We start from the raw sequence: 22,240 nt of genomic DNA, 5'->3' as shown, positions 1-22,240 counted from the left end.
CTTCACAGATTGTGATATACTCTGCGCGCATTTTATATCCTATTAACAGAGTAAGACAATGGCAGATTTATCGAAATACAGAAACATTGGTATTTTCGCGCACGTTGATGCGGGTAAAACAACTACCACTGAGCGTATCCTTAAGCTAACTGGTCAAATCCACAAGACTGGTGAAGTACATGACGGCGAATCAACGACTGACTTCATGGAACAGGAAGCTGAGCGCGGTATTACTATCCAATCAGCAGCTGTAAGCTGTTTCTGGAACGGTCACCGTCTAAACGTTATCGATACTCCTGGACACGTTGACTTCACAGTTGAAGTATACCGTTCTCTTAAAGTACTTGATGGCGGTATCGGTGTATTCTGTGGTTCTGGTGGTGTTGAACCTCAATCAGAAACTAACTGGCGCTACGCTAACGAATCAGAAGTATCTCGTCTGATCTTCGTTAACAAACTAGACCGTATGGGTGCTGACTTCTACCGCGTTGTTGACCAAGTTAAGAACGTTCTAGGCGCAACTCCTCTAGTAATGGTTCTACCAATCGGCCGCGAAGATGAATTCGTTGGTGTTGTAGACCTACTAAGCCGTAAAGCATACGTTTGGGATGACACAGGTCTTCCTGAAAACTACGAAATCACTGATGTTCCTGCGGACATGGTTGATGACGTTGAGCAATACCGTGAAGAGCTAATCGAAACTGCTGTAGAGCAAGACGATGACCTACTGGAAGCGTACATGGAAGGTGAAGAGCCTTCTATCGAAGACATCAAGCGTTGTATCCGTAAAGGTACTCGTGATATCGCATTCTTCCCTACGTTCTGTGGTTCTGCATTCAAGAACAAAGGTATGCAACTTGTCCTTGATGCTGTAGTAGATTACCTACCAGCTCCAACTGAAGTTGATCCTCAGCCTCTAACAGACAAAGAAACTGGTGAGCCAACTGGTGAAGTTGCTACAGTATCTGCTGATGAGCCGCTACGTGCTCTTGCATTTAAGATCATGGACGACCGTTTCGGTGCACTAACGTTCATCCGTATCTACTCTGGTCGCATGAAGAAGGGTGATACAATCCTTAACTCTGCAACTGGTAAAACTGAGCGTATCGGCCGTATGGTTGAGATGCAAGCTGATGAGCGTAACGAGCTAACTGAAGCACAAGCTGGTGACATCATCGCTGTTGTTGGTATGAAGAACGTTCAAACTGGTCACACTCTATGTGATGTTAAGCACGAATGTACTCTAGAGCCAATGATCTTCCCAACACCAGTAATCTCTATCGCTGTATCTCCAAAAGATAAAGGCGGTTCTGAGAAAATGGGTATCGCGATCGGTAAAATGGTTGCAGAAGATCCATCTTTCCAAGTTGAGACTGACGAAGAAACTGGCGAAACTATCCTGAAAGGTATGGGTGAACTTCACCTAGACATCAAGGTAGATATCCTTAAGCGTACATACGGTGTTGACCTTGTAGTAGGTGCTCCTCAAGTAGCTTACCGTGAAACAATCACGAAAGCTGTTGAAGATAGCTACACTCACAAGAAGCAATCTGGTGGTTCTGGTCAATTCGGTAAGATCGATTACCGTATCAAACCAGGCGAAGCTGGTTCTGGCTTCACTTTCTCTTCAACTGTTGTTGGTGGTAACGTTCCTAAGGAATTCTGGCCTGCAGTTGAGAAAGGTTTCGAATCTATGATGGAAAACGGTGTTCTTGCTGGCTTCCCAACTCTAGATGTTGAAGTAGAACTATTCGACGGTGGCTTCCACGCAGTTGACTCATCTGCAATCGCATTTGAAATCGCAGCGAAAGGCGCATTCCGTCAATCTATGCCTAAAGCGGGTGCACAACTTCTTGAGCCAATCATGAACGTTGACGTATTCACTCCAGAAGATCACGTTGGTGATGTAATCGGTGACCTTAACCGTCGTCGTGGTATGATCAAAGACCAACAAGCTGGCGCTACTGGCGTACGTATTAAAGCTGACGTACCACTATCAGAAATGTTCGGTTACATCGGTCACCTACGTACTATTACTTCAGGCCGTGGTCAATTCTCTATGGAATTCCTACAGTACTCTCCATGTCCAGCTAACGTGGCAGAAGAAGTAATCGCAAAAGCTAAAGAAGACAAAGAAAACAAGTAATTGTTTTTAGAATCTAATTAGTTTTAAAGCCCCGCAAGTGAAAGCTTGCGGGGCTTTTGTTTTTGGGGTTTATTATGCGAGATGCGAGATGCGAGATGCGAGATGCGAGATGCGAGATGCGAGATGCGAGATGCGAGATGCGAGATTGATGTGGCCCCTAAAAAGTAGACACAGGGGTTAATCCCCGCGAAGTAACTACGGGGAATTAGAGTGATTTAGGTAGTGAACATTAGCATTTTAAATCGATATAGATTTGCTCTACTTTAGTTCGAGCCCATTCCGTTTTGCGCAGAAACTTTAAGCTCGACTTGATGCTTGGGTCTTTTTTGAAGCAGTTAATGTTAACCATGTAACTCAACTCTTCCCACCCATAGTGGTCCACTAGTTCAGTGAGTAGCTTTTGTAAAGTAATGCCATGTAGTGGGTTGTTTGCTTGTGTCATGATACGTCCGATAAGTATTTTTCGTCAGTATAGCAGCTTAGTCATCCGAGTTTCCGGGCCATTTCAATGAGAAGTCGGTATCAATGATGTTGAGCTCTTCTCTTCCTTTGTTGCCAAACTCATTTATCTGCGTTTCTATCCATTTAGAGAAACGTTGAATCTTGTCGCGATGAAAGTACCCCAATGGGGCACATAAGAAGTAATTGTATTTTGGCCTGAGCGCTGTATTCCCAATTCGAACCAGTTTGCCTTCTTGTAAGTACCGATACACCAAACTGTGTTTCACCAAAGCAACGCCTTGAACAGAGAGCGCTCCCTCTAGGACAAAGTGAGAACCGTCAAACTGTAATGTTGTGTGACCACCTTCAACGCCCACTTCATTAAGCCAAATAGACCAATCCATGTCAGGCCATCGGTCTTCAATTAGCTCCGCTTTATGCAGGTCGTCGACACTGTATATTTCATGTTTTTCTTGATAGAGAGGATGGCAAACAGGGTATAACACCTCATCCATTAGCCAGCGCGACTCTAGATTTGGGTAGTTACCGTGCCCGTAGCGTATACAGATATCAATACTTGAGTCCTCAAAGGTGATCAGCTTGTTGGTTGGCTCAATCAGCATGGATAGGTCTGGATGCCTTTCTCTGAAATCACCAATTCTTGGCACTAACCAATGTTGGGCAAAGGATGGAACGGTAGAAATCGAGAGCTGATTTGGATTGGGATCTTGGTTGATTCTTCTTACGCCGTCTTGAAGGTGGGCAAAGCCTTTCTTCGCTTGAAGATACAGAACCTCTCCCTCATGAGTGAGTACAATTTTTCGGTGTTGTCTGATGAAGAGTTCGGCTCCGAGCCAGTCTTCAAGTTGCCTAATCTGTTGGCTTACCGCTGCTGCAGTCACAAACAAGGTTTCTGCTGCGAGCTTAAAGCTGCCTTTGTCGGCTGCGATATAGAAGTAGTAAATGCCTTGAAAAGGAGGAGTTCGTTCATTCACATTAGTTTTCCTTAACTGAATGCCAATATCTATCGTTTGTCGGTTGACTGTCTTTGATCGAATATTAGCCATGTAAACAGATAAACAAAGAGAATAAAAGTACACAGGGAGTAAGTTATGAATTCTGGCACAGTTAGAGTGGAATTAGATGAGTGCTCAAAAAACACTTCTTTGATTAAGAAATTCTATTTCAAAGTTCAGCAGTTTAGACAAAATAGAAAAACAAGAAAGCACTTGGCTGATTTACCCGAACATTTATTAAGAGATATTGGGCTAACGCAGACCCAAGCACAGCAAGAGGCGAGGAAAGCGTTTTGGGAATAAGGGAGTTAGAAAGCGTAACTCAAGTGGTTACCTGAGTTACGCTTGTCTATTCAAAAGCGCTTTTGATCAAAAAGAGTTTGGCTTAGGGCCGATTACTCTTCCCAAACGACAAGTTTGTCGCTCGGCCAGTTGTGGCCTATTTCGTGGTACTTCTGCTCGAGAACATGACGTTTGATCTTGAGTGTTGGAGTTAAGATCCCGTTTTCAATACTCCATGGCTCCTTAATCATAAGTACACCTTTGATCTTTTCATGAGAGCCTAATTGCGCGTTCATCTTATCGATCACTCGTTTTGTGGTTCTCTCATAGCGTGCACGATCGAAGTTAGGGAAGTCATGAGGAACAACCAGTAGGATAGGGCCTGGCAAGCCTAGACCGATTAGACACATCATCTCAACACGGCTGTATTCAAAGAGCTTTTTCTCAATAGGTACAGGAGCAACAAACTTCCCTTTCGCGGTTTTGAAGGTATCTTTTTTACGACCTTGGATCGTCAGATAACCTTCGCTATCAATTGCTCCGATATCACCGGTGTGTAGCCAGCCCTCTTCATTGAATGACTCTTGTGTAGCGATATCATTTTTGTAGTAACCAGAGAAAAGGCCTTTACTGCGCACTAAGATCTCGTCATCTTCAGCAATCTTGAGCTCAACACCTGGTCCCGCATTACCTACAGACCCAATTTTGTCCGCTCTGAATGGGTAGTTAAGAGTGCTGTAGGCGAAAGATTCTGTCATTCCCCAGGCTTCAGTGATGTGCAGACCAACGCTTTCGTACCAATCCAGTAGAGCGGGAGACACGGGAGCAGAGCCACATCCGAGAACGCGGGCTTGATCTAATCCGAGACCATCAGCCAGTTTTTTCTTGATGAGTGAGTTAACAAACGGAATCTTAAGAAGAATATTTAGCTTCTTCTGAGGCAATTTGTCTTGAATACGCTGCTGGAATAGAGTCCAGAGTCTTGGCACGGAGATGAATAGAGTCGGTCTGTGCATCTTAACGTCTTCGATGAAAGTATCGAGTGATTCTGGGAAAGCGGTTGGTACGCCACCCATGATAGACGAGCCAAAAATGTATACACGCTCAGTAATGTGAGCCAAAGGTAGATAAGAAAACAGGCGGTCGTTTCTCTCAATCCCAATATGGTCGATCAGACGCTGAACCGACCAAGTGAAAGCGCCATAAGTCAACATCGCGCCCTTTGGTTGCCCCGACGTCCCTGATGTATAGACCAGTGACATAAGTTTGTCGTCGTGATGCACTGGGCGTTTTGAAGAGGGGGTGCTGTTGTCGATGAGATCATTAAATGCGTATTGACACTTTGCTGCGGTGTCATAAGGCAGAGCGATACTAATCAGGTCCGGATTATCATCGAGCACCTGCTGAGTAGCGGCAGGATCATCGAGTTTACCTGCTATAACGATTTTACTTTCACTGTGCTCGATGCAGTAAGCGATTGTGTCTGCTCCAGCGGTGGGAAAGATCGGAACACTGACAAAATCGCCTAGCATCATGGCTAAATCGGTAATGAACCACTCGGCACAGTTTTTTGATACCAGGGCAATTCTATCGCCCGGCTTGGCACCGAGCTCCTCAAGTGCAGTAACCAATTTGAGTGCTTTATCTGCCACCTCTTTATAAGTGTACTCGACAAACTGACGGTTGATGATCTGTTTTAGATAGACCTCATTTGGGCGCTCCTCTGCCCATTTTAAAATCATTTCATTTGGTGTAGGGAGAGCTTGGTTTTGGTCTTGGCTAAACTCGTTAGGCTGAATCATTGTCTAACTCCATGTTTTTCGCTAAGTTATTATTGTTAAAATTATGTTAAACATAGCACGTAACTTATCTTTTAGGGAGTAAAATTAGTGGTTTCCAAACTTCCTAAATTGTCCAGGTGTGAGCCCGGTCTTTTTTTTAAACAAACGACTAAAGTATGAGACATCTTTGAAGCCCAACATATACGCCACGTTGGCGATAGTGTGATCCCTTTTCTGTATCAATGTTAGCTTGGCTTGTTCAATACGTGCAGTCATTACGTACTCTTGAAAACTTACCCCCACGTTGGTGTGAAAGACTTTCGAAAAATAGTTGACCGATAGATGGCAGTGATCAGCTACGTCCTTTTCAGTCAAAGCGTCATTCAAATGTTCATCGATATAAGAAATTGTGCCTTCTATGTTGAATCGATGCGATAAATGATGAGCATTAGTGTTGTTATTTAACTGTTTGTGCTTTTCCAATATTGTTGAGAGGTGATTAGAGGCTTGGACACTTCTTTCATTTATATGGATCAAGTTGCATATATTTTTGGAGTGTTGATAGATATTATTGTGGATGACAATCATATCCCGATTTAAATTAATCGCTATTTTCTCTGCAATAGTAGCGAGTTGTATATTCTTACTACTATTGAGGTAGAGAAAGTTAAATGACTGATTTGGTTCACTAAGTACAGATATGTCCCATCCGGCATGACGAATAATAAAATTAGACTGGATTACTTTCACCAAGCAAGAATCTAAATAATTTAATTCATCGCCAAAAAAATTTGCTTTCTCCATAACTCTAACTATTTGATAAGGAGTTTACCTTATGAATCCAGTTTATTATTGGTTTGTTAAATACTAGAAGAATAATAAGAAAGGTCAAATTCTTAGTAAGAAAATACTAACGGCTTGATCTGAAATGTACTGAAATAAAAAACGAGGTACATACGTAAGTGATGAAATAAAAGATCACATTAAAGCGTACTCATTTTAGATTCCTCCTAGGGCATTGTTTTATCTGCGTTTTAGGGGAGAGGCGCTCATGTGAGTGCAAACCAAAAGAGTGACATGGAGTTCATTATGTTTTTATCAACTTATATCAAAGCGAAACTACTACTTGAAGAGTTCAAAAATGACGAACGCGGTGTGACCGCAATTGAGTATGCCGTATTGGGTGTGGCAGTAGCGGCAGTGGTTATTGCTGTATTTAACGGTACCGGTAGTGGTACGTTAGATGATGCGTTAACCGAAGGAGTGAAAAACATCAAGAATGCAATGGATGGTAAGTAATATTTAGTAATGATCGAGAGTTTATTACCATTCAAAATATTTCTTTGGGGATTTTTTATCTGTTTAATATTGATTTGTTACTTCGATATTCATAAGAGAATTATCCCCAATACTTCAGTGATAGTATTGCTCTTCTTTCTTTTTTTTTCTAGTTACTACGGTTACTTAGAGTTTTACTTTGAATCTTTACTGTCTATTTTTATCATCGGTTTGTTGTTGTGGAAGTTTGGAGTATGGGGAGCTGGCGACGTAAAGTTAATATCCGTCCTATCTATGTTTATCTCCCCAAATTTCTTGTTCACCTCTGTTTTGGTTATTCTCGTTGTTGGTGGTGGAGTAGCGTTGTGTGAATTAACCATGTGTAAGGTTTTACCTTCTCGGAAGTCTCAAGGTGTTCCTTATGGGGTGGCAATTAGCGTGGGAGGGTGCGTAGGAGTTTTGGCATCCATCACTTAGTAAGGAGACGACATGAGCATCAAGATTATTGTTCCTGTTGGCCTGATTGCAATTGGGGCTGGTTTGTTTGGCATTTCCCAGCAATACCTTAATCAGAGCAACGTAGAAGAAGTAACAGCTGCACCTGTAGAGCAAGAGAAGCGTGTCAAAGTGTTGGTCCTGAATGAGCATCTGGATCGTGGCCAAGTCTTATCTCCTGTTCAATTCTCAATTAAACAGATTCCCGAAAGTCAGATTCCTGTCTCGCAAGGTGATATCGCCGAAATTATTCCTAACGGCGCTGTTGCTAGAAAAGCTGTATCGTCGGGAGAGTGGCTCCAAACAAGTATGTATGTCACGCCAGATCAGCAAGGTTACATTGACGCAACCATCTCTGACCAAATGGTTCCCTATCCGATCATTGTGAACCGTGAATCTATAGTTGGTGGTGTTATTGACCACGGCACAAAAGTGGATGTTATCGCGTTGAGTTCTCAGCAACAAAATTTGGCTATTGAGGACGAAGTTAATGAATTTCAAAGTGTATCAGTATCACCCATTTTATTAGCGGTGAAAGTCTTAAAAATTGAGAATTTTAGTTCAGAAGAAGCGGGTCAAGAGCAGCTTGCTGGGGTGGTTTTAATACTTGAGCTTTCACGAAAGCAAGTGGCTACACTTTCGATTGCGAAAAATATCGCGAAAATAGAAATACATAAATCAATTGGCCCTGAATTTGCGGAGCAGTTACAGGCGAATTCGGGGGATGTGCTACCTGAATATAGAGCTATAGTCGAATATCGTGGTGACAGTGCGAGAATTCGATAAGAATTTAGAGGGTAACAATATGAAAATAATAAATGTTCCTCATTGGTTTTCAATAATATGCCTGATGATTTTTGTTCAAGCTGCACAAGCTCGCGTGATTAATTTATCTGAAGGTGATGCTCGTAATATAACAACGAAGCAAGAGATTGGCTCAGTGTTCATTTCAGATCCTGAGGTTGCAGATTATCAAGTTATTGATGAAAACAAAGTTGTGTTCTTTGGGCGTCAAACCGGAAACGCTTCGTTTATGGTATTTGACAAAGAAGGTAACACAATTATTTCTAATAAATTGGTTGTGAATAAAAGCCTTGTTCATATTGAGCAACAGATAGCACTTCGTTATCCAGATGCAGATGTAAGTGTTTACAATTTGGGTGAACAAGCAGTTTTGAGCGGCACTGTTGCTTCAGAGAAAACCAAAGAAGAAATCTATCGATTAACTGGCGAACTGTTAGGTAAAGAAGCGGAAATCACCAACGTAAATTGGCAGATTGGTGATGAAGAATATGAAATGGCATTTATGCGCCGTTATCGCTACCCCGGTGTTGTAGACAACATTGAGGTCAAAACAACCAAGCAAGTTAACGTGAAAATATCAATTGCGGAAGTGTCGCATACGTTCTTGGAGGAGTTTGGGATTGAGATTGGTACGGTTTCCCCTGGTGTTTTCGTCGATCAACTAACATCATTTAGCGCTGACGACATCATTTCTGTCATCACTGCAATAGGTGACGATCGAGTCGGGCAAGTACTTGCCGAGCCAAATCTTTCTGTTATATCTGGCGAGACCGCAAGCTTCTTGGCGGGTGGGGAAATACCAGTAGTTACGGTAATCGACGGCAGTACTGATGTTGAATACCGTGAGTATGGTATTCGCCTGGAGTTGATGGCGAAGGTTTTAAATGACGATAAGATCAAGCTGTCAATGCTTCCCGAAGTAAGTGCGTTGGATAATCAATATCAAAATGAAAATTTTGATTTACCTGCCCTTAAAACTCGTAGAGCTCGAACGACTGTTGAGCTAGGCGACGGTCAGAGTTTTGTTCTGGCTGGATTATTGAGTACTGAAGAGCGAGAGGAGCTAAGACGTATACCATATATTGGCGATATTCCGGTTTTAGGTGCTCTGTTTAGAAAAACAGCAACCGAAAGAACTAAAACGGAGTTGATAATTGTCGCAACCGTGAATCTTGTGCAACCAATTCATCCGAGTCAAATTCAGCTTCCTACGATACATCGAACTTACAATTTAAATCGCTGGCTAGGGCTGAGTGATGATTATCCTAAAGCATCAGAAGAGTTTGTTAATCAAATATTGTCAGCTGGAGGGTTTAAAAAATGAGTCTTCGAAACCTAATATTTATTCCCCTTCTTGCAGTTTTTGGGTGCGCTGAGCACATAGGAGAACAATCTGGGCCAGCAATAGAAGTTGTGCCGATTGAGTATCAATTATCGGTCAAAATTGAGAAAAATAAGCAACAAAAAGCTTGGGATTATATTGACGGATATATTTCTGAGAATTGGAATGATTTTGCAAATCAAGAGTTTTTCTTTGTTTGGAACACTAAAGAAGGGAAACGCTTCGTCAATAAATATACTGAGTATTTAAAAAGCCGTGGTATGGAATCAAAACAGCTATCGATTCATCACGATAAGACTTTAAATGAGGCTTTTGATTTCAGCTTTTCTACCACAGTGCACAAGGTAGTGACACCTATTTGTGAGTATGTAGAGATTGGCCATTATGGCGAAATTACGAATGGTTGTGCTCCTGAAGGGATGCGATGGAAAGCCATAACCCATCCCGAACGTATGTTCGATAAGAGTAACTTTTAAGTAGGGGTGGAAAATGGACTTGATCGATATCTTGAACAAAAAAATACCTCATGCGAGTCAAGCAACAAACGGTATTCGTAGCGTGGTTTTTTATCAGACAGATGAATGTAAAAATTTAATTCGAGAAGCTTGTAATTTCGAAGGCTTTAGTTTGCCGGAATTTCAACCTCTGTCCGATGATAATGTCACAGCTTACGGCCAACAAGAAGGTATTGAAATTATTGTTGTTGAACTCAATGAAAGTAGAGATCTTGTCGTAGATGCTGAACGCATTTGTCATCTTTTGCCCAATAGTGCGTCGGTAATCATTGTTGGTAAAGAGGACTCAATCTCTACAATTCGCCGCCTCAGAAGCTTAGTTCTATATTACCTTTTCTGGCCCGTTACTAAAGATGAATTCATTGACTTCACACTCGGTGTTTACCGTAACAGAGAAGCGAATAGCGGCATTGGTTTAGTGAGAAAAGCTAAACAAATTAGCTTTCTAGGTTGTAAAGGTGGGGTCGGAAATACGTTTGTGTGCGCTGAAATTAGCCGTTATTTTTCGAAGGAGAAACATAGCTCGTGCGTCGTTGTCGACAACGCCTATCATGGTGGCAATATCGATATAATGATGGGAATAGAGGGTTTTGAGAAACGTGAAGTTAGACCCGGCAGTCAAGTCCTTAACTTAGATGATGCCGCTTCTCAAAGTTTACTTAAAAAGCAAAGCAGTTCCTTGTCGGTGCTCTCGCTGACTTCGCCTGAGCTTGAAATTGAGGAGATAAAGCAGTTCACTAAAGCCGCGGCTGGTCATTTGTCTCAAACAAACAATTTCCTCCTAGAAGATTTGTTAAATACCAACAACCTCATATACAACGTCAGAGAGTTAATTGAGTTATCAAACTGCATTGTTTTGACTTTTTCACCAAGCGTATCGTCACTCAGAGAAGCAGGAAAATTCAAACGAAAACTGGATGATGGTTTGGGTTTGGATAGCAGTGTCAGAATCATCATGGTGATGAATTGTCTGCTACCTAATGGGGATGCAACCGTATCTCAGGAGGAGGCTGAAAAATTCTTAAAATGCCCTGTTGATATTGTTATTCCTCATATTAAAAAGTTGGACCACAAGCTACTCGAAGGTAAATCGATCATTTCTCATGGAGGAAAACCAGCTCGAGCGTTAGAAGATTTAGGAGCTTTGATTCTAGGGGAAGAGCGTAAATCGAGTAACGGTTGGTTTCGCTGAGGATTAGCCTATGAAAAACCCAGTAGAAGCATATAAAGAGATTCGTAGTCAGATATTTGAAGCATTGGAACCGGATGCTATCAATGCTATGTCTAGTGAACAATTAGCTAAACAACTCAAGCAAGCTGTCGATCTTCTTATTGATAAAGACCAATTATCAGTCTCTGCTGTAACTCGCCAGCAATATGTGCAAAATTTAGTGGATGAGTTACATGGTTTAGGTCCTTTACAGCCATTAATGGATGACGACTCTATCACTGATGTGATGATTAATGGTTATGACAATATATTCATTGAGCGCAACGGCTTGGTTGAAAAATCTAACGTCACTTTTGTTGATGAGCGCCAATTGATTGATATTGCTAAGCGTATCGCGAGTCGAGTTGGCCGACGTGTCGATGACTCCTCTCCTTTATGTGATGCGCGTTTACAAGATGGTAGCCGTGTCAATATTGTTATTCCCCCTATCGCACTTGATGGTACGAGTATTTCAATCCGAAAGTTCAAAAAACAAGCGATTGATTTTTCGAGATTACTTGAGTACGGGTCAATGAGCCAAGAGATGGCGCAAGTCCTGATGATCGCCTCACGTTGTCGTTTAAATATTTTGATCTCAGGAGGTACAGGATCTGGCAAAACGACGTTGCTCAATGCTCTATCTCAACACATATCAGAGTCAGAACGTATTGTGACCATAGAGGATGCCGCCGAATTAAGCCTACTTCAACCTCACGTGGTTCGATTGGAAACACGAAAGGCAGGTATTGAAAATACAGGAGAAATAGATCAAAGAGCGTTGGTGATTAATGCTCTTCGTATGAGACCAGACCGAATCATCGTGGGTGAGTGTCGTGGTGGAGAGGCGTTTGAGATGCTTCAGGCTATGAACACAGGGCATGATGGATCAATGTCGACACTTCATGCTAATACTCCGAGAGATGCTCTAGGTCGCGTAGAGTCAATGGTTATGATGGCAACTAAGAATTTACCTCTTGAGGCGATTAGAAAAACTATCGTTAGTGCTATCGATATTATTGTTCAAGTTAGCCGTTTGCATGATGGTAGTCGAAAAGTAATGAGTATTTCAGAAGTCATCGGGATGGAGGGTGACAATGTTGTAATGGAAGAGATCTTTAGATTCCAACCTGACCCACAACAAAATGAAGTCAAAGTAATACGTGGTAATTACGTTACTACTGGATTGATGCAGCGGTCGGTTTTGGTAGAAAAGGCTCGGTTCTTTGGTCTACATCAGCAGCTTGATTCGGTCTTTTCATCAGCCGGGAGGGTAGCATGATCTATTATTTACTATTGGTGGTAGGAGGTGTCACCTTATTATTTCTACCCGCACTACAAAAGAAAAAAACAATATCTTATCTAAAGCCAAGCAGGCAGACGGTCGTTTTGGATCATGTTGTAGCTACGGAGCAGCAAGCCGTCAATCTTAAGTCATTAACTGAGCAAACCTTTCTACAAAAAATAGTAACCAGTTGGAATAACTTTACTAATCGAATAGGTAAATACCCCCTACTAAAAATTATTGTTTTTGAAGTGGTTGCATATTTTTTGATTTCGAATTTAATATCATACTTTTTTAAAAATGACAGTCTGCTTATTACTTTACCTCTAGTTTTCATTGTTTCTTTTTGGATGTGTATTTGGTTGAAACGAAGGGAGGCTCGATTATTTGAAGAGAACTTTCCTGATGTACTAAACATGATTGCTAGTTCAGTGTCTGCTGGAGAAAGCATAATGCATGCGATAGCGTATGTCGGACGTTCTCAAGATAACGATCTCGGTAATGAGTTTCGCTTAATGGCTGAGCGTATGAAAATTGGTGAAAGTCCAGATGACGTGTTTCGTAAAGCATGCTTACGATTCCCATATCCTTCGTTTTATTTCTTCATTATTACCTTGCGTGCAAACCTAGATAGAGGTGGTCAATTAAAAGAAGTAATGACACGTATCAATCGTCTCATGTTTGATGCTAGGGCGATTAACAAGAAGAAGTATGCTTTAACTTCTGAAGCAAGAATGTCAGCTAAAATAGTGGCGGCGATACCATTTGCTTTTCTATTTTTACTGCAGTACATCAGTCCGGAAAATTATGACTTCGTTATGTTTAATGAGCGGGGTAAGCCAATACTTTATTATGTGTTAGTAAGCGAGTTGATCGGAATATTGATTGTCTGGTTATTGATGAAGAGAGTTAGCTAATGAATGATATCATTTCATTTCTATCTGACGGGAAAGTGCAAGCAATCATATTTATGTGGTTGATTGCTCTTGGTTTAGGAATATTATTCTATTCTTTTTTTGTAAGTCAGTCGAGAAAGAAGACTTTGAATAAAGTCGGCGTTTTACTTGACGATAACTCAGAGTCTTCCAATACGTCAAAAGTGGAATCAGTCAGTCGTTGGTTCGGTCAGCTTTTTTCTATATCTGAAAGGGATGTTGAGAAAAAGTTTGTTGCAGCTGGTTTCTATAATAGTAAATGGTTCAAATGGTTACTTCCAATAAAATACATATCAATGGTATTAGGTATAGTATTCATTCTATTTTATACAGCGAATATGCATATGGAATTAACAACGACCATCATATTAATAGCGATTTGGTTGAGTGTCGTTGTTGTCGCTCCTGACCTATACTTAGAGTTGAAGAAGAGGAAATTACAACGGAAGCTATCTGATAGATTACCTTACTTACTTGACCTAATGGGTGTGTGTGTCAGGACTGGGATGACTATCGAAGCATCTATTGCATATCTGGCTCATGAAATGCAGGGATTTGATCTCGACATATCTCATATGCTTCATAAAACGAGCGAGAGAGCAAAGTTAGTGGGTTTAGAACGTGCACTGGAAGAGTTATATAGCCGTGTACCCACCAACGAAGTAAGAAGTTTTGTGATGACACTCAATCAGAGCTTACAATACGGTTCTTCTATATATGATGTCTTATCTAATTTAGCTAAGGATATTAGGGAAGTTCATATGCTTGAGTTAGAAGAAAAAATCGGTCGACTTGCTGCCAAGATGTCGGTGCCATTAATACTTTTTATTATGTTTCCTATTGTGATTTTGATTACGGCGCCAGGGATAATGAGAATGTTAGGTGGGTAAGATGAATAAAAAGTACCAATATTCAATGCTATTGATAATTGCACTTAGCTTTATAGTTGGGTGTGCTTCCAAAACGGTGCCGGATGATAATCAGGAGTTTAAGTCTAAAGAAGCACTGTTACAAAACTCTGGTGACAATAATAAATTAATAGCACTTTATAAGAAACAATTACAGTCCGTCGATTCCTATGAGGTGCGTTTAAAACTCGTAAATACGTACTTGAATGTAGGGGACATAGATTCTGCGGACTTCCATTTGGAAAGAATGACAGCCCCGCAAGATCAAAGTGCGGAGTTAGATTTCTTAAAAGCGAGAGTGAAATTCGAGCAGGACGATCCCCAACAAGCATTGGTGTATGCAAAGCGTTCTTTGCAGAAAAGGGGAGACTTCGCTGAAGCAGAAAATTTATTGGGTTTAGTTTATGTAAGGTTGGGGCAATTTGAGAGTGCCAGAGAGCACTTCTTGAAAGCTCGAGAGTTGCTTTATGAAGACGTTGTAATCAGTAATAACTTAGCTGTTATGGATATTTTAGAAGCGGACTATCAACGAGCAATAACACGCTTAGAGCCAGTTTATAAAAATGGACAAGCAGATAAACAAGTCGTATCAAATTTGGTTTTAGCCTATGCAAAGGTGGGTGACTTCGTTCAGGTCAAAGCCCTGTTAGGTGGGATGTACTCGGCTGAAGAGCTACATCATATCTATACAGGATTAAAGGATGTATCTCTGAACGCGTCTGTTAGAACACAATTCTAACAGAGCAGCTTTACTTACTAGGAGGTGAGTATGGCTAATTACACATTGAGTAAGTTGATGTTTAAGAAACGGCGAAGACAAAACGGCGTTGTGTCTATTGAGTTTGCTTTGGGTTTTTTTGCCTTTTGGCTATTCATAGCAGCTTGGGTAGAAGTCTGTTTTTTGTCTTACGTATCAGCAACTACAGATCTAGCTATTGCTAATGCTTCAAGGGAAGCAAAAAAAGACAATAGTACTTACTTAGCATCGTTCAAGAAGGTTTTGGACACTAGTGATAGTGTTTGGTCAAATTTTGTCGACTCAAGCAAGGTAAGCTCTTCGGTCCACTACGTCAAAACGATGGCAGAACTTCATTCAGTAGCTGATGTATGTACTCCCAGTGTCGGGGCTGGGGCAACTTGTGGGGTTGAGCAAGACAGTAGCATTGCCATTTATCATTTGCGTTATGAGGTTGGTGGTGTATTTACCTATTTCTTTGATAATACAACTCTTTTGTCACGTGAAGTAATAGTGGTGCAAGAATATGAACGCGATAAATTCGAAATCTAAACAAAGAGGCGCGTTCGCAATTGAGTTTGCACTTGTCGGATTATTTTTAGGATTGCTACTCATGGTTGCAATTGATTCGACGATTAAAATCTCGACCAAAGGAAAGCTCGATCGCTTATCTTTTTCATCGGTGAACCTGTTGAAAGAGAGAACACAACTTTATGGCGAGAACTACACAACATCGCAAGCTGATGCTGATCTCGTCGTGGATGTGGTAGAGAATTCTTTTGGTAGAACCATCGCGAGTTTTGATAGTTCTAAGTTCGGGGTTTTGATAGAAGAGCAGACCTACCAATCGAACGGTACTCCTAACGCGGTAGTAACGTATCGAGATGGAATAAATTGCCAACCAGCCCAAGTCCTATCTGCTATTGAAGGGGACTTAAGCGTGGTGACTTCATGGGGGAGACAAGCCACTCTATATAGAGTCACACTATGTTATGAAACGGAGAATCTATTGGCTAACTTGATTGATTCAAGTTTTAGCACGGTACAATCTTCGTCCGTGATAGTAGGGAGGTAGCATGAATATCTTACTATCAAAAAGAGGTCCTTTTCTTTTGAATAAACAGAAAGGACACGCTGGGATACTTGCCGTATTAATTTTACCAGCATTATGGGTTTTATTTAGTTTGGGGACCGATGGAGCTAGAGGGCTTCAAGATAGAGCTCGCTTAGATGATGCCCTTGAAGCTGCTGCATTAGCGGTTTCAGCGCACAACGATGACAATATTGATGATGGCTCGGGAAGCGGGAGTAAAGTTAATCAAGATATAGTAAAGGCGTACGTGGATGCGTATGTGACCGACAAGGAGAGCATAACTGCCGTCAAAATTCAAAAATTGGATTGTCAAAGCATTCCTGATTGCGTTTCTGGTTTAAAAAATGGCGACTCTCGTTTCTTCCAATATCATGTCTCGGCAACCACCAAGCATGACAGCTGGTTTTCTAGCGACAAAAACTTTGGAAATGATTTTAATGTATCAAGTACAGGTACATCTAGAAAGTATCAAGATCACCCAGTTGATGTCGTATTTGTGTCTGATTTTTCAGGTTCAATGGATAATAACTGGAAAGGAGGAAAACAGAAGAAATATCAAGACTTGAGAGATGTTATTTCTGCCGTAACTGTTGAGCTTCAGAAGTTTAATGATATTGTCCAACTTGATGATAATACTATTTCTTTTGTTGGTTTCAATAATTATGTCCGAGTTTCAGACCACAATTGTTATTTAGATCAGCTTGATTATAAAGTCGAAATTAAATTGGATAATGGTGTTCCAGAGCCCGAGGTTGAAGTTGACTTTTCTAAGACGGTCGCGAATGTATTTAAAGAGAAAGTTAACTCTAATTGTCGAACAACCAATATTTACAAGGATGCTATCTTTTACGATATTGAGCCAACCACAGACTTTACCAAATTCAATAGTGATGTAAAAACATTTAGGCCTGATGGTTATACAGCTTCTCATCAAGGGATCATTCGAGGTGCGCAATTGGCAATGCAGGGTAAGAATCCTCGCCGTCTTATTATAATTTTGTCCGATGGGGCAGACAAAGGGAATAATAAGGTGGCAAATAAAGGTACTCTTTCCCATAAATCCATTTCAGAAAAATTGTATGACAACCATGGCCTGTGCAACAAAATTAGAAACGACCTGAACGCTCAAAAAGCTGATAACAAAGATAAAGATGATGTATTGTCACGAATTGCAGTCATCGGGTTTGACTACGATCTGAATTCGAATGTAGGCCTGAAGGTCTGCGCTGGTGAGGATAATGTATTTAAGGCAGAAAATAAAAGTCAGATACTTGCCAAAATACTTGAGTTAATTAGTGAAGAGATCGGTCATTTGAAATAGTGGTTGTCTTAATGTGCTGATAACAAGGAGAAAACATGAAAAAGTCAAATTACTGGGTAGGATTACCGCTGTTGCTTTTGGTTAGTTATTCTCAAGCCGGTTATGCCTCTGAAGACCAAATTACTAAGTTGGAATATTACTGCTCGCAGGATGATGTCAATTTTCAACACTCTATTTCAGCCCATAAAGGTCGCTCTATGATGCTTAATCAAGGGCCATTTTCGCTGATTGAGCAAAAGAGTGATTACGTTTTTCCACAAGACCAACTCCGCCGAGAGCTGTTAAGGCAGGGGGTTAGCCCGAAATGTATTGAGTTTTTGATCACTCAAGGAAATTTCGAAGGTTTCGAAAGTGGTGATGTGGTTGCACGTGTCTATTTTGAGTTCGACAAGTATCGCTTAACACCAGAGTCCATTTATGTACTGGATGAGCTATCTAAGAAGATTACTCGTGATAATCCTGATCTGTTTGTTGAAGGGCATACCGATAATATCGGAACCAAGGAGTACAATTTCTCTTTGGGGTTGAGACGAGCGACTTCAGTTGAGAATTATCTTGTGCAGAAAGGGGCTGATAGAGCCTCCCTTGAGGGGGTATCAAAAGGCGAGCTAGTACCAATTGCAAGTAATGACACCTCACAAGGTAGACAACAAAATCGACGAGTCGACATGGTCCTAAAGTAATACGACTCAAAGAAAAGCGTCACGATTTGGTATGACGCTTTTCTTTTTAGCAACTGTGGCACATTAAATAAAATTCAACGTGATGCCAGCAGCAATGAAAACACCGACAAGGCCTACGATTGGCATCTTGATGGACTTTAATAACCAAACACCAGCAACGATTAGGGCAAAATCTAAGCCGCTGTTTACTGCGCTGCTAAAGATAGGTTGATATAAAGCCGCCAGAAGCAGGCCAACGACCGCAGCGTTAACCCCTGTTAAAGCGCCTGCAACTTTCGGTTTGCTAGCTAGAGCTTGCCAGTTTTTAAGTACGCCAAGTAGAAGTAAAAAGCCTGGTAGGAAGACCGCGATGGTTGCAAGTAGAGCGCCAACAATAGGTGCGGAAGGTAACAATACAAAGCCTAGATAGGTCGCTAAGGTGAACATTGGACCTGGTACAGCTTGAGCCGCTGCGTAGCCGGTTAAGAACGCATCCTGAGATAGTTGGTCACCTATACCATTTTGCAGCAGTGGTAAAACAACGTGCCCGCCACCGAATACCAAGCTACCGGCCTGATAGAAGATCCCAAATACTTCAACGCTTTGAGAAAGTGAGCTTGCTAATGGTAGGCCGATTAATAGGGCTGAAAATACAACCAGAGGCGTGCCAGAAATTTTATTGGTATTTTGAACTGTCTGAGTTTGTTTTGGGAGTAGGTACTTGCTACCGATAAATGCAGCGAGCAGCAGAACTAAGATTTGAGGCCAAATTCCCGGCATCAGCAGTAATACGATTGTGGTGATAACGCACAGAGTTGTTGCTGTCTTGGATTGGCAGAAGTTTTTATACATACCAAATGTCGCGTCAGCAACCACAACTACAGCCAGTAGTTTTAGTCCATGAATGATCGAGTTAAATAAAGAACTTTCTAAGAACTGACCACTAACCATTGCCAATACAAGCATCAAGATGACAGATGGTGAGGTAAAGCCGACAAATGCGGCAATAGCGCCAGCTAAGCCACCTTTTTTGTAACCTAGAGCAAAACCGACCTGACTTGAACCTGGACCTGGTAAGAACTGGCTAAGTGCCACAATTTGTCCGTACTCTTCATCAGAAAGCCAGTTGAGCTTTTCTACGAAGGTTTTACGAAAGTAGCCAATGTGAGCCGCTGGTCCGCCAAAGCTAATCCAGCCAAGCCAGAAAAAGGTTTTAAAAATTGAAAGCATGATTGATTCCAGATAAATGTTTAGCGTAATTTATGGTGACTTGCACTATGATTCAAATTAATTGTTTTAATTTTAACTATTAATGAAATGGGTTTACCGGGTGGCTGATTTTAACTGGAAAGGTATTGATCTTAACTTATTGATAGCGCTGCAAGCGTTGTACAAAACGAACAGTGTTAGCAAAGCTGCTGAGCGTTGTTTCGTTAGTCAATCTGCAATGAGTCATAGCTTACAAAGGCTTAGACGACTATTTGATGATCCGCTGTTTGAGCGAGTGGGAAGCCGAATGGAAGCGACTGAGCGTGCAATAGAATTGTCAATGACGGTTGATACACTGTTGAGTACGATTCAATCAGAAGTGTTGATGTCTAAACTGTTTGAGGTCGATACCTATCAGGGAACTTGGAAAATTGGCCTTACCGACTACGCAGAGCAGATGTTCGGTCCAAGCATCTTCGATTACATCAAAACTCAGTCTCCCAGCTCTCAAGTTGTGTTCTTCAATGTAAACCGATCCAATTATCAACAGATCTTCGAAGAAGCTAAGTTAGACCTTGCCATCGGTAGTTTTGGAAAGGTGTCTTCGTTGTATAGAACTAAACACCTTTATACTGAGCGGCATGTTTGTCTTTATGACAGTCAAATGCTGCACGTGAGCAACCCCATATCGGTTGAAGAGTTTGTTGAAGTTGAGCATGCTTTAGTTTCTCCGAATGGATCATTGCAAACAAGGGTAGATGATCAGTTGGCCGAAGTGGGTTTAACACGTAAGGTCACTCTCTCTTCAAGTAACTTCTTAACCGTGAAGCGATTGATTCGAGGTCGAAAATTACTGTGTATTGTGCCGAAGCTAGTGGCTCGAAGTGAGCCTGAGGTATCAAAGGACAGTCTCGTTGCCGTTAACCCACCTATTGATGTTCCCGATTTTGATATTCAATTGCTATATCGTAGAGGCAAGCTCGACGAAGACAAAAACAAACACTTGCGCTCTCTGGTTTCTAGAGCGGTTTCGACAATTATTAGTGAAGACAATATGATGGACCAACGAGGTTAAAATACCTGTGCTTTTCCGTAAAAAGTCACGCCAATTTTCAGGATTTGACTATACTTAAATTACAGCTTTTTATAGCTGCAATTAATAGAAACTTTCGTTTATCTAAGTTTTTGTATCGACTGTAGTGGTTTGATATGGTTGGACGTTCTACCAAACTAAACGGATGTAGTTGGTTGGCGCTAGCTCCCCCTAGCGCTTTTCTTTTTGATTCGAAACAACAAGTCATAGTATTCACTTTGACTAAAATAACCTCAGCCTCTTAATACTTATCTAAAAAGTCACTACTTATAATTATCTTATTACAATCCAATGGATTAAGTTGATATTTGTTGAGTTTAGAACTCTTCTCTTTGTGGCTTCGCTATGAAACTTTGTGTAAACGTTTACACTTCGTGGTTTTGATCACAGAATTAGTTCCAAATTGACTGCTAGTATTTAATTAACGCGACGCTATTGAGTTTGGATATTCCACTTGAGTGTCATCAAGATTAAGAGAGAGGTTGATTGTGAAAGTACTGGTTACAGGCGGCATAGGGTACATCGGAAGTCATACTTGCATTCAAATGATGCAGGCAGGTATGGAGCCGATCATCGTTGATAACTTGTGTAACAGCAAAGAGTTGGTGCTTGAGAGAATCGAAGCATTAACGGGTCAGCGCCCAACTTTTTACCTTGGCGATATTCGCGACGAGTCTTTCCTCGATAGCGTGTTTGCAGAAAACAACATTCAGGCTGTAATTCACTTTGCCGGTTTAAAAGCTGTCGGTGAATCGGTAGCTAAGCCGCTTGAATACTACGACAACAACGTAAACGGCTCTTTGGTTTTGGCTCGCTGTATGAGAAAAGCGGGCGTTAAAAGCATCGTGTTTAGCTCTTCAGCAACGGTTTATGGCGACCCAGAGGTTGTACCAATTACTGAAGATTCGCCTACGGGGGCAACAACTAACCCTTACGGACGCAGTAAATACATGGTCGAAGAGTGTTTGAGCGACCTGTTTAGCGCTGAAAATGATTGGAGCGTAACACTGCTTCGCTACTTCAACCCAGTTGGTGCGCACCCATCAGGCACTATGGGCGAAGATCCACAAGGTATTCCAAACAACTTAATGCCATTTATCGCTCAAGTGGCCGTCGGTCGTCGTGAGAAGCTAGCGGTGTTTGGTAACGATTACACAACTCCAGATGGTACAGGCGTTCGCGATTACATCCATGTAATGGACTTAGCCGATGGTCATGTTGCTGCCCTAAAAGCGGTCGGCGAGAAAGCGGGTTTGCATATCTACAACCTAGGCACAGGTACAGGCTCAAGTGTTCTAGAGATGGTTGAAGCCTTCGCTAATGCTTCTGGTAAACCTGTCCCTTATGAGATTTGTCCACGTCGTCCTGGTGATATTGCCGAGTGCTGGGCAAGTACAGAAAAAGCAGAGCGAGATCTAGGTTGGAAGGCGACTCGCAGCGTTGATGAAATGACGGCGGATACGTGGAACTGGCAGTCGAATAACCCTAATGGTTATTCCCTTTCGTAATTGAAGCCGCAGCGTTGTTAGCTGCGCTCACCAATTCCAATCACATAGAAGATCTATGCTCATGGATATTGGAAAGCTTGCTGCCTAGCTGCAACTCCAATTTCATTGGGGAATGATAAGTAAGAGATGAGAAAAGAGAGATTCCAGATACCTCGTGCCTCGATTCTGGAATGACGAGTGAGT

General features: G+C 41.6%; 23 protein-coding genes. 18 read left to right on the top strand and 5 right to left on the bottom strand.

All coding sequences use genetic code 11. The features are described 5' to 3' along the window. Positions 1-58: 58 nt before the first annotated feature. Positions 59-2,146 carry an elongation factor G gene (gene fusA / locus vsple_RS11045; RefSeq protein ID WP_261882030.1) on the top strand — a complete coding sequence of 696 codons (2,088 nt, stop codon included), beginning with the start codon at positions 59-61 and terminating at the stop codon, positions 2,144-2,146. A gap of 229 nt (positions 2,147-2,375) precedes the next feature. Here the strand turns inward: fusA and vsple_RS11040 are convergent, their stop codons facing one another. After that, positions 2,376-2,588: a VF530 family protein gene (locus vsple_RS11040; protein ID WP_261882029.1), complete on the bottom strand. Its 213-nt coding sequence runs from the start codon at positions 2,586-2,588 to the stop codon at positions 2,376-2,378. A 37-nt stretch (positions 2,589-2,625) separates the two neighbouring features. Next, a complete protein-coding gene (locus tag vsple_RS11035) occupies positions 2,626-3,582 on the bottom strand; it encodes a LysR substrate-binding domain-containing protein (RefSeq protein ID WP_261882028.1) in 957 nt (318 codons plus the stop codon). Positions 3,583-3,699: 117 nt separating this feature from the next. Between vsple_RS11035 and vsple_RS11030 the strand changes: the two genes are divergently transcribed. Then, positions 3,700-3,906: a DUF1127 domain-containing protein gene (locus vsple_RS11030; RefSeq protein ID WP_261882027.1), complete on the top strand. Its 207-nt coding sequence runs from the start codon at positions 3,700-3,702 to the stop codon at positions 3,904-3,906. A gap of 92 nt (positions 3,907-3,998) precedes the next feature. Here the strand turns inward: vsple_RS11030 and vsple_RS11025 are convergent, their stop codons facing one another. Then, positions 3,999-5,687, bottom strand: coding sequence for an AMP-binding protein (locus vsple_RS11025; RefSeq protein WP_261882026.1), 1,689 nt, complete (start codon positions 5,685-5,687; stop codon positions 3,999-4,001). 84 nt (positions 5,688-5,771) lie between these two features. Beyond that, positions 5,772-6,470: a helix-turn-helix transcriptional regulator gene (locus vsple_RS11020; RefSeq protein ID WP_261882025.1), complete on the bottom strand. Its 699-nt coding sequence runs from the start codon at positions 6,468-6,470 to the stop codon at positions 5,772-5,774. 285 nt (positions 6,471-6,755) lie between these two features. Here vsple_RS11020 and vsple_RS11015 point away from each other — a divergent pair, with 285 nt between their 5' ends. The 14 genes from vsple_RS11015 (at position 6,756) to vsple_RS10955 (ending at position 18,268) form a co-directional block, all read left to right on the top strand. Next, a complete protein-coding gene (locus vsple_RS11015; protein ID WP_261882024.1) occupies positions 6,756-6,965 on the top strand; it encodes a Flp family type IVb pilin in 210 nt (69 codons plus the stop codon). A 9-nt stretch (positions 6,966-6,974) separates the two neighbouring features. Continuing rightward, positions 6,975-7,421, top strand: coding sequence for an A24 family peptidase (locus tag vsple_RS22020; protein ID WP_420833779.1), 447 nt, complete (start codon positions 6,975-6,977; stop codon positions 7,419-7,421). A 12-nt stretch (positions 7,422-7,433) separates the two neighbouring features. Next, positions 7,434-8,225, top strand: coding sequence for a Flp pilus assembly protein CpaB (cpaB, locus tag vsple_RS11010; RefSeq protein WP_261882023.1), 792 nt, complete (start codon positions 7,434-7,436; stop codon positions 8,223-8,225). Between the two features lie 64 nt (positions 8,226-8,289). Next, positions 8,290-9,567 carry a type II and III secretion system protein family protein gene (locus vsple_RS11005; RefSeq protein ID WP_261883164.1) on the top strand — a complete coding sequence of 426 codons (1,278 nt, stop codon included), beginning with the start codon at positions 8,290-8,292 and terminating at the stop codon, positions 9,565-9,567. Then, positions 9,564-10,061: a hypothetical protein gene (locus vsple_RS11000; RefSeq protein WP_261882022.1), complete on the top strand. Its 498-nt coding sequence runs from the start codon at positions 9,564-9,566 to the stop codon at positions 10,059-10,061. Before vsple_RS11005 ends, vsple_RS11000 begins: the two co-directional genes overlap by 4 nt. A gap of 13 nt (positions 10,062-10,074) precedes the next feature. Then, the gene (locus vsple_RS10995; RefSeq protein WP_261882021.1) at positions 10,075-11,292 is read left to right on the top strand and encodes a CpaE/TadZ family protein; all 1,218 of its coding nucleotides are present in this window, start codon (positions 10,075-10,077) and stop codon (positions 11,290-11,292) included. A gap of 10 nt (positions 11,293-11,302) precedes the next feature. Then, positions 11,303-12,589 (top strand): TadA family conjugal transfer-associated ATPase, encoded by a 1,287-nt coding sequence (locus vsple_RS10990; RefSeq protein WP_261882020.1) that lies wholly within the window; start codon positions 11,303-11,305, stop codon positions 12,587-12,589. Beyond that, a complete protein-coding gene (locus tag vsple_RS10985; RefSeq protein ID WP_261882019.1) occupies positions 12,586-13,509 on the top strand; it encodes a type II secretion system F family protein in 924 nt (307 codons plus the stop codon). The genes vsple_RS10990 and vsple_RS10985 overlap by 4 nt, the downstream gene beginning before the upstream one ends. Further along, positions 13,509-14,417, top strand: coding sequence for a type II secretion system F family protein (locus vsple_RS10980; protein WP_261882018.1), 909 nt, complete (start codon positions 13,509-13,511; stop codon positions 14,415-14,417). The genes vsple_RS10985 and vsple_RS10980 overlap by 1 nt, the downstream gene beginning before the upstream one ends. Before the next feature lies 1 nt (position 14,418). Next, the gene (locus vsple_RS10975) at positions 14,419-15,174 is read left to right on the top strand and encodes a tetratricopeptide repeat protein (RefSeq protein WP_261882017.1); all 756 of its coding nucleotides are present in this window, start codon (positions 14,419-14,421) and stop codon (positions 15,172-15,174) included. 30 nt (positions 15,175-15,204) lie between these two features. Next, a complete protein-coding gene (locus vsple_RS10970; RefSeq protein WP_261882016.1) occupies positions 15,205-15,723 on the top strand; it encodes a TadE/TadG family type IV pilus assembly protein in 519 nt (172 codons plus the stop codon). Next, the gene (gene tadF / locus vsple_RS10965) at positions 15,698-16,246 is read left to right on the top strand and encodes a tight adherence pilus pseudopilin TadF (RefSeq protein WP_261882015.1); all 549 of its coding nucleotides are present in this window, start codon (positions 15,698-15,700) and stop codon (positions 16,244-16,246) included. The genes vsple_RS10970 and tadF overlap by 26 nt, the downstream gene beginning before the upstream one ends. 1 nt (position 16,247) lies before the next feature. After that, entirely contained in the window at positions 16,248-17,585 is a 1,338-nt protein-coding gene (locus tag vsple_RS10960) for a pilus assembly protein TadG-related protein (RefSeq protein WP_261882014.1), read from the top strand. 35 nt (positions 17,586-17,620) lie between these two features. After that, positions 17,621-18,268: an OmpA family protein gene (locus vsple_RS10955; protein ID WP_261882013.1), complete on the top strand. Its 648-nt coding sequence runs from the start codon at positions 17,621-17,623 to the stop codon at positions 18,266-18,268. Between the two features lie 63 nt (positions 18,269-18,331). Here the strand turns inward: vsple_RS10955 and chrA are convergent, their stop codons facing one another. Beyond that, entirely contained in the window at positions 18,332-19,477 is a 1,146-nt protein-coding gene (chrA, locus tag vsple_RS10950; RefSeq protein ID WP_261882012.1) for a chromate efflux transporter, read from the bottom strand. A 100-nt stretch (positions 19,478-19,577) separates the two neighbouring features. Between chrA and vsple_RS10945 the strand changes: the two genes are divergently transcribed. Together vsple_RS10945 and galE are read left to right on the top strand one after the other, a co-directional pair. Then, the gene (locus vsple_RS10945; protein WP_261882011.1) at positions 19,578-20,531 is read left to right on the top strand and encodes a LysR family transcriptional regulator; all 954 of its coding nucleotides are present in this window, start codon (positions 19,578-19,580) and stop codon (positions 20,529-20,531) included. Between the two features lie 506 nt (positions 20,532-21,037). Continuing rightward, on the top strand, positions 21,038-22,057 hold the full coding sequence (galE, locus tag vsple_RS10940; protein ID WP_261882010.1) for a UDP-glucose 4-epimerase GalE: 1,020 nt from the start codon (positions 21,038-21,040) through the stop codon (positions 22,055-22,057). Positions 22,058-22,240: the final 183 nt, after the last annotated feature.

Source organism: Vibrio pelagius (assembly GCF_024347575.1).
Classification (GTDB): domain Bacteria; phylum Pseudomonadota; class Gammaproteobacteria; order Enterobacterales; family Vibrionaceae; genus Vibrio; species Vibrio pelagius.
This window is presented reverse-complemented; position numbering and strand designations above follow the sequence as displayed.

Excerpts from the sequence above, each read along its gene's own strand:
- vsple_RS11005 (WP_261883164.1), top strand. The coding sequence starts at position 8,290 with ATGATTTTTGTTCAAGCTGCACAAGCTCGCGTGATTAATTTATCTGAA.
- fusA (WP_261882030.1), top strand. The coding sequence starts at position 59 with ATGGCAGATTTATCGAAATACAGAAACATTGGTATTTTCGCGCACGTT.
- cpaB (WP_261882023.1), top strand. The coding sequence starts at position 7,434 with ATGAGCATCAAGATTATTGTTCCTGTTGGCCTGATTGCAATTGGGGCT.
- vsple_RS11020 (WP_261882025.1), bottom strand. The coding sequence starts at position 6,470 with ATGGAGAAAGCAAATTTTTTTGGCGATGAATTAAATTATTTAGATTCT.
- vsple_RS22020 (WP_420833779.1), top strand. The coding sequence starts at position 6,975 with ATGATCGAGAGTTTATTACCATTCAAAATATTTCTTTGGGGATTTTTT.
- vsple_RS10995 (WP_261882021.1), top strand. The coding sequence starts at position 10,075 with ATGGACTTGATCGATATCTTGAACAAAAAAATACCTCATGCGAGTCAA.
- vsple_RS10960 (WP_261882014.1), top strand. The coding sequence starts at position 16,248 with ATGAATATCTTACTATCAAAAAGAGGTCCTTTTCTTTTGAATAAACAG.
- vsple_RS11000 (WP_261882022.1), top strand. The coding sequence starts at position 9,564 with ATGAGTCTTCGAAACCTAATATTTATTCCCCTTCTTGCAGTTTTTGGG.
- vsple_RS10985 (WP_261882019.1), top strand. The coding sequence starts at position 12,586 with ATGATCTATTATTTACTATTGGTGGTAGGAGGTGTCACCTTATTATTT.
- chrA (WP_261882012.1), bottom strand. The coding sequence starts at position 19,477 with ATGCTTTCAATTTTTAAAACCTTTTTCTGGCTTGGCTGGATTAGCTTT.
- vsple_RS10990 (WP_261882020.1), top strand. The coding sequence starts at position 11,303 with ATGAAAAACCCAGTAGAAGCATATAAAGAGATTCGTAGTCAGATATTT.
- vsple_RS11040 (WP_261882029.1), bottom strand. The coding sequence starts at position 2,588 with ATGACACAAGCAAACAACCCACTACATGGCATTACTTTACAAAAGCTA.
- vsple_RS10970 (WP_261882016.1), top strand. The coding sequence starts at position 15,205 with ATGGCTAATTACACATTGAGTAAGTTGATGTTTAAGAAACGGCGAAGA.
- vsple_RS11025 (WP_261882026.1), bottom strand. The coding sequence starts at position 5,687 with ATGATTCAGCCTAACGAGTTTAGCCAAGACCAAAACCAAGCTCTCCCT.
- vsple_RS11030 (WP_261882027.1), top strand. The coding sequence starts at position 3,700 with ATGAATTCTGGCACAGTTAGAGTGGAATTAGATGAGTGCTCAAAAAAC.
- vsple_RS10955 (WP_261882013.1), top strand. The coding sequence starts at position 17,621 with ATGAAAAAGTCAAATTACTGGGTAGGATTACCGCTGTTGCTTTTGGTT.
- vsple_RS11015 (WP_261882024.1), top strand. The coding sequence starts at position 6,756 with ATGTTTTTATCAACTTATATCAAAGCGAAACTACTACTTGAAGAGTTC.
- vsple_RS10975 (WP_261882017.1), top strand. The coding sequence starts at position 14,419 with ATGAATAAAAAGTACCAATATTCAATGCTATTGATAATTGCACTTAGC.
- vsple_RS10980 (WP_261882018.1), top strand. The coding sequence starts at position 13,509 with ATGAATGATATCATTTCATTTCTATCTGACGGGAAAGTGCAAGCAATC.
- tadF (WP_261882015.1), top strand. The coding sequence starts at position 15,698 with ATGAACGCGATAAATTCGAAATCTAAACAAAGAGGCGCGTTCGCAATT.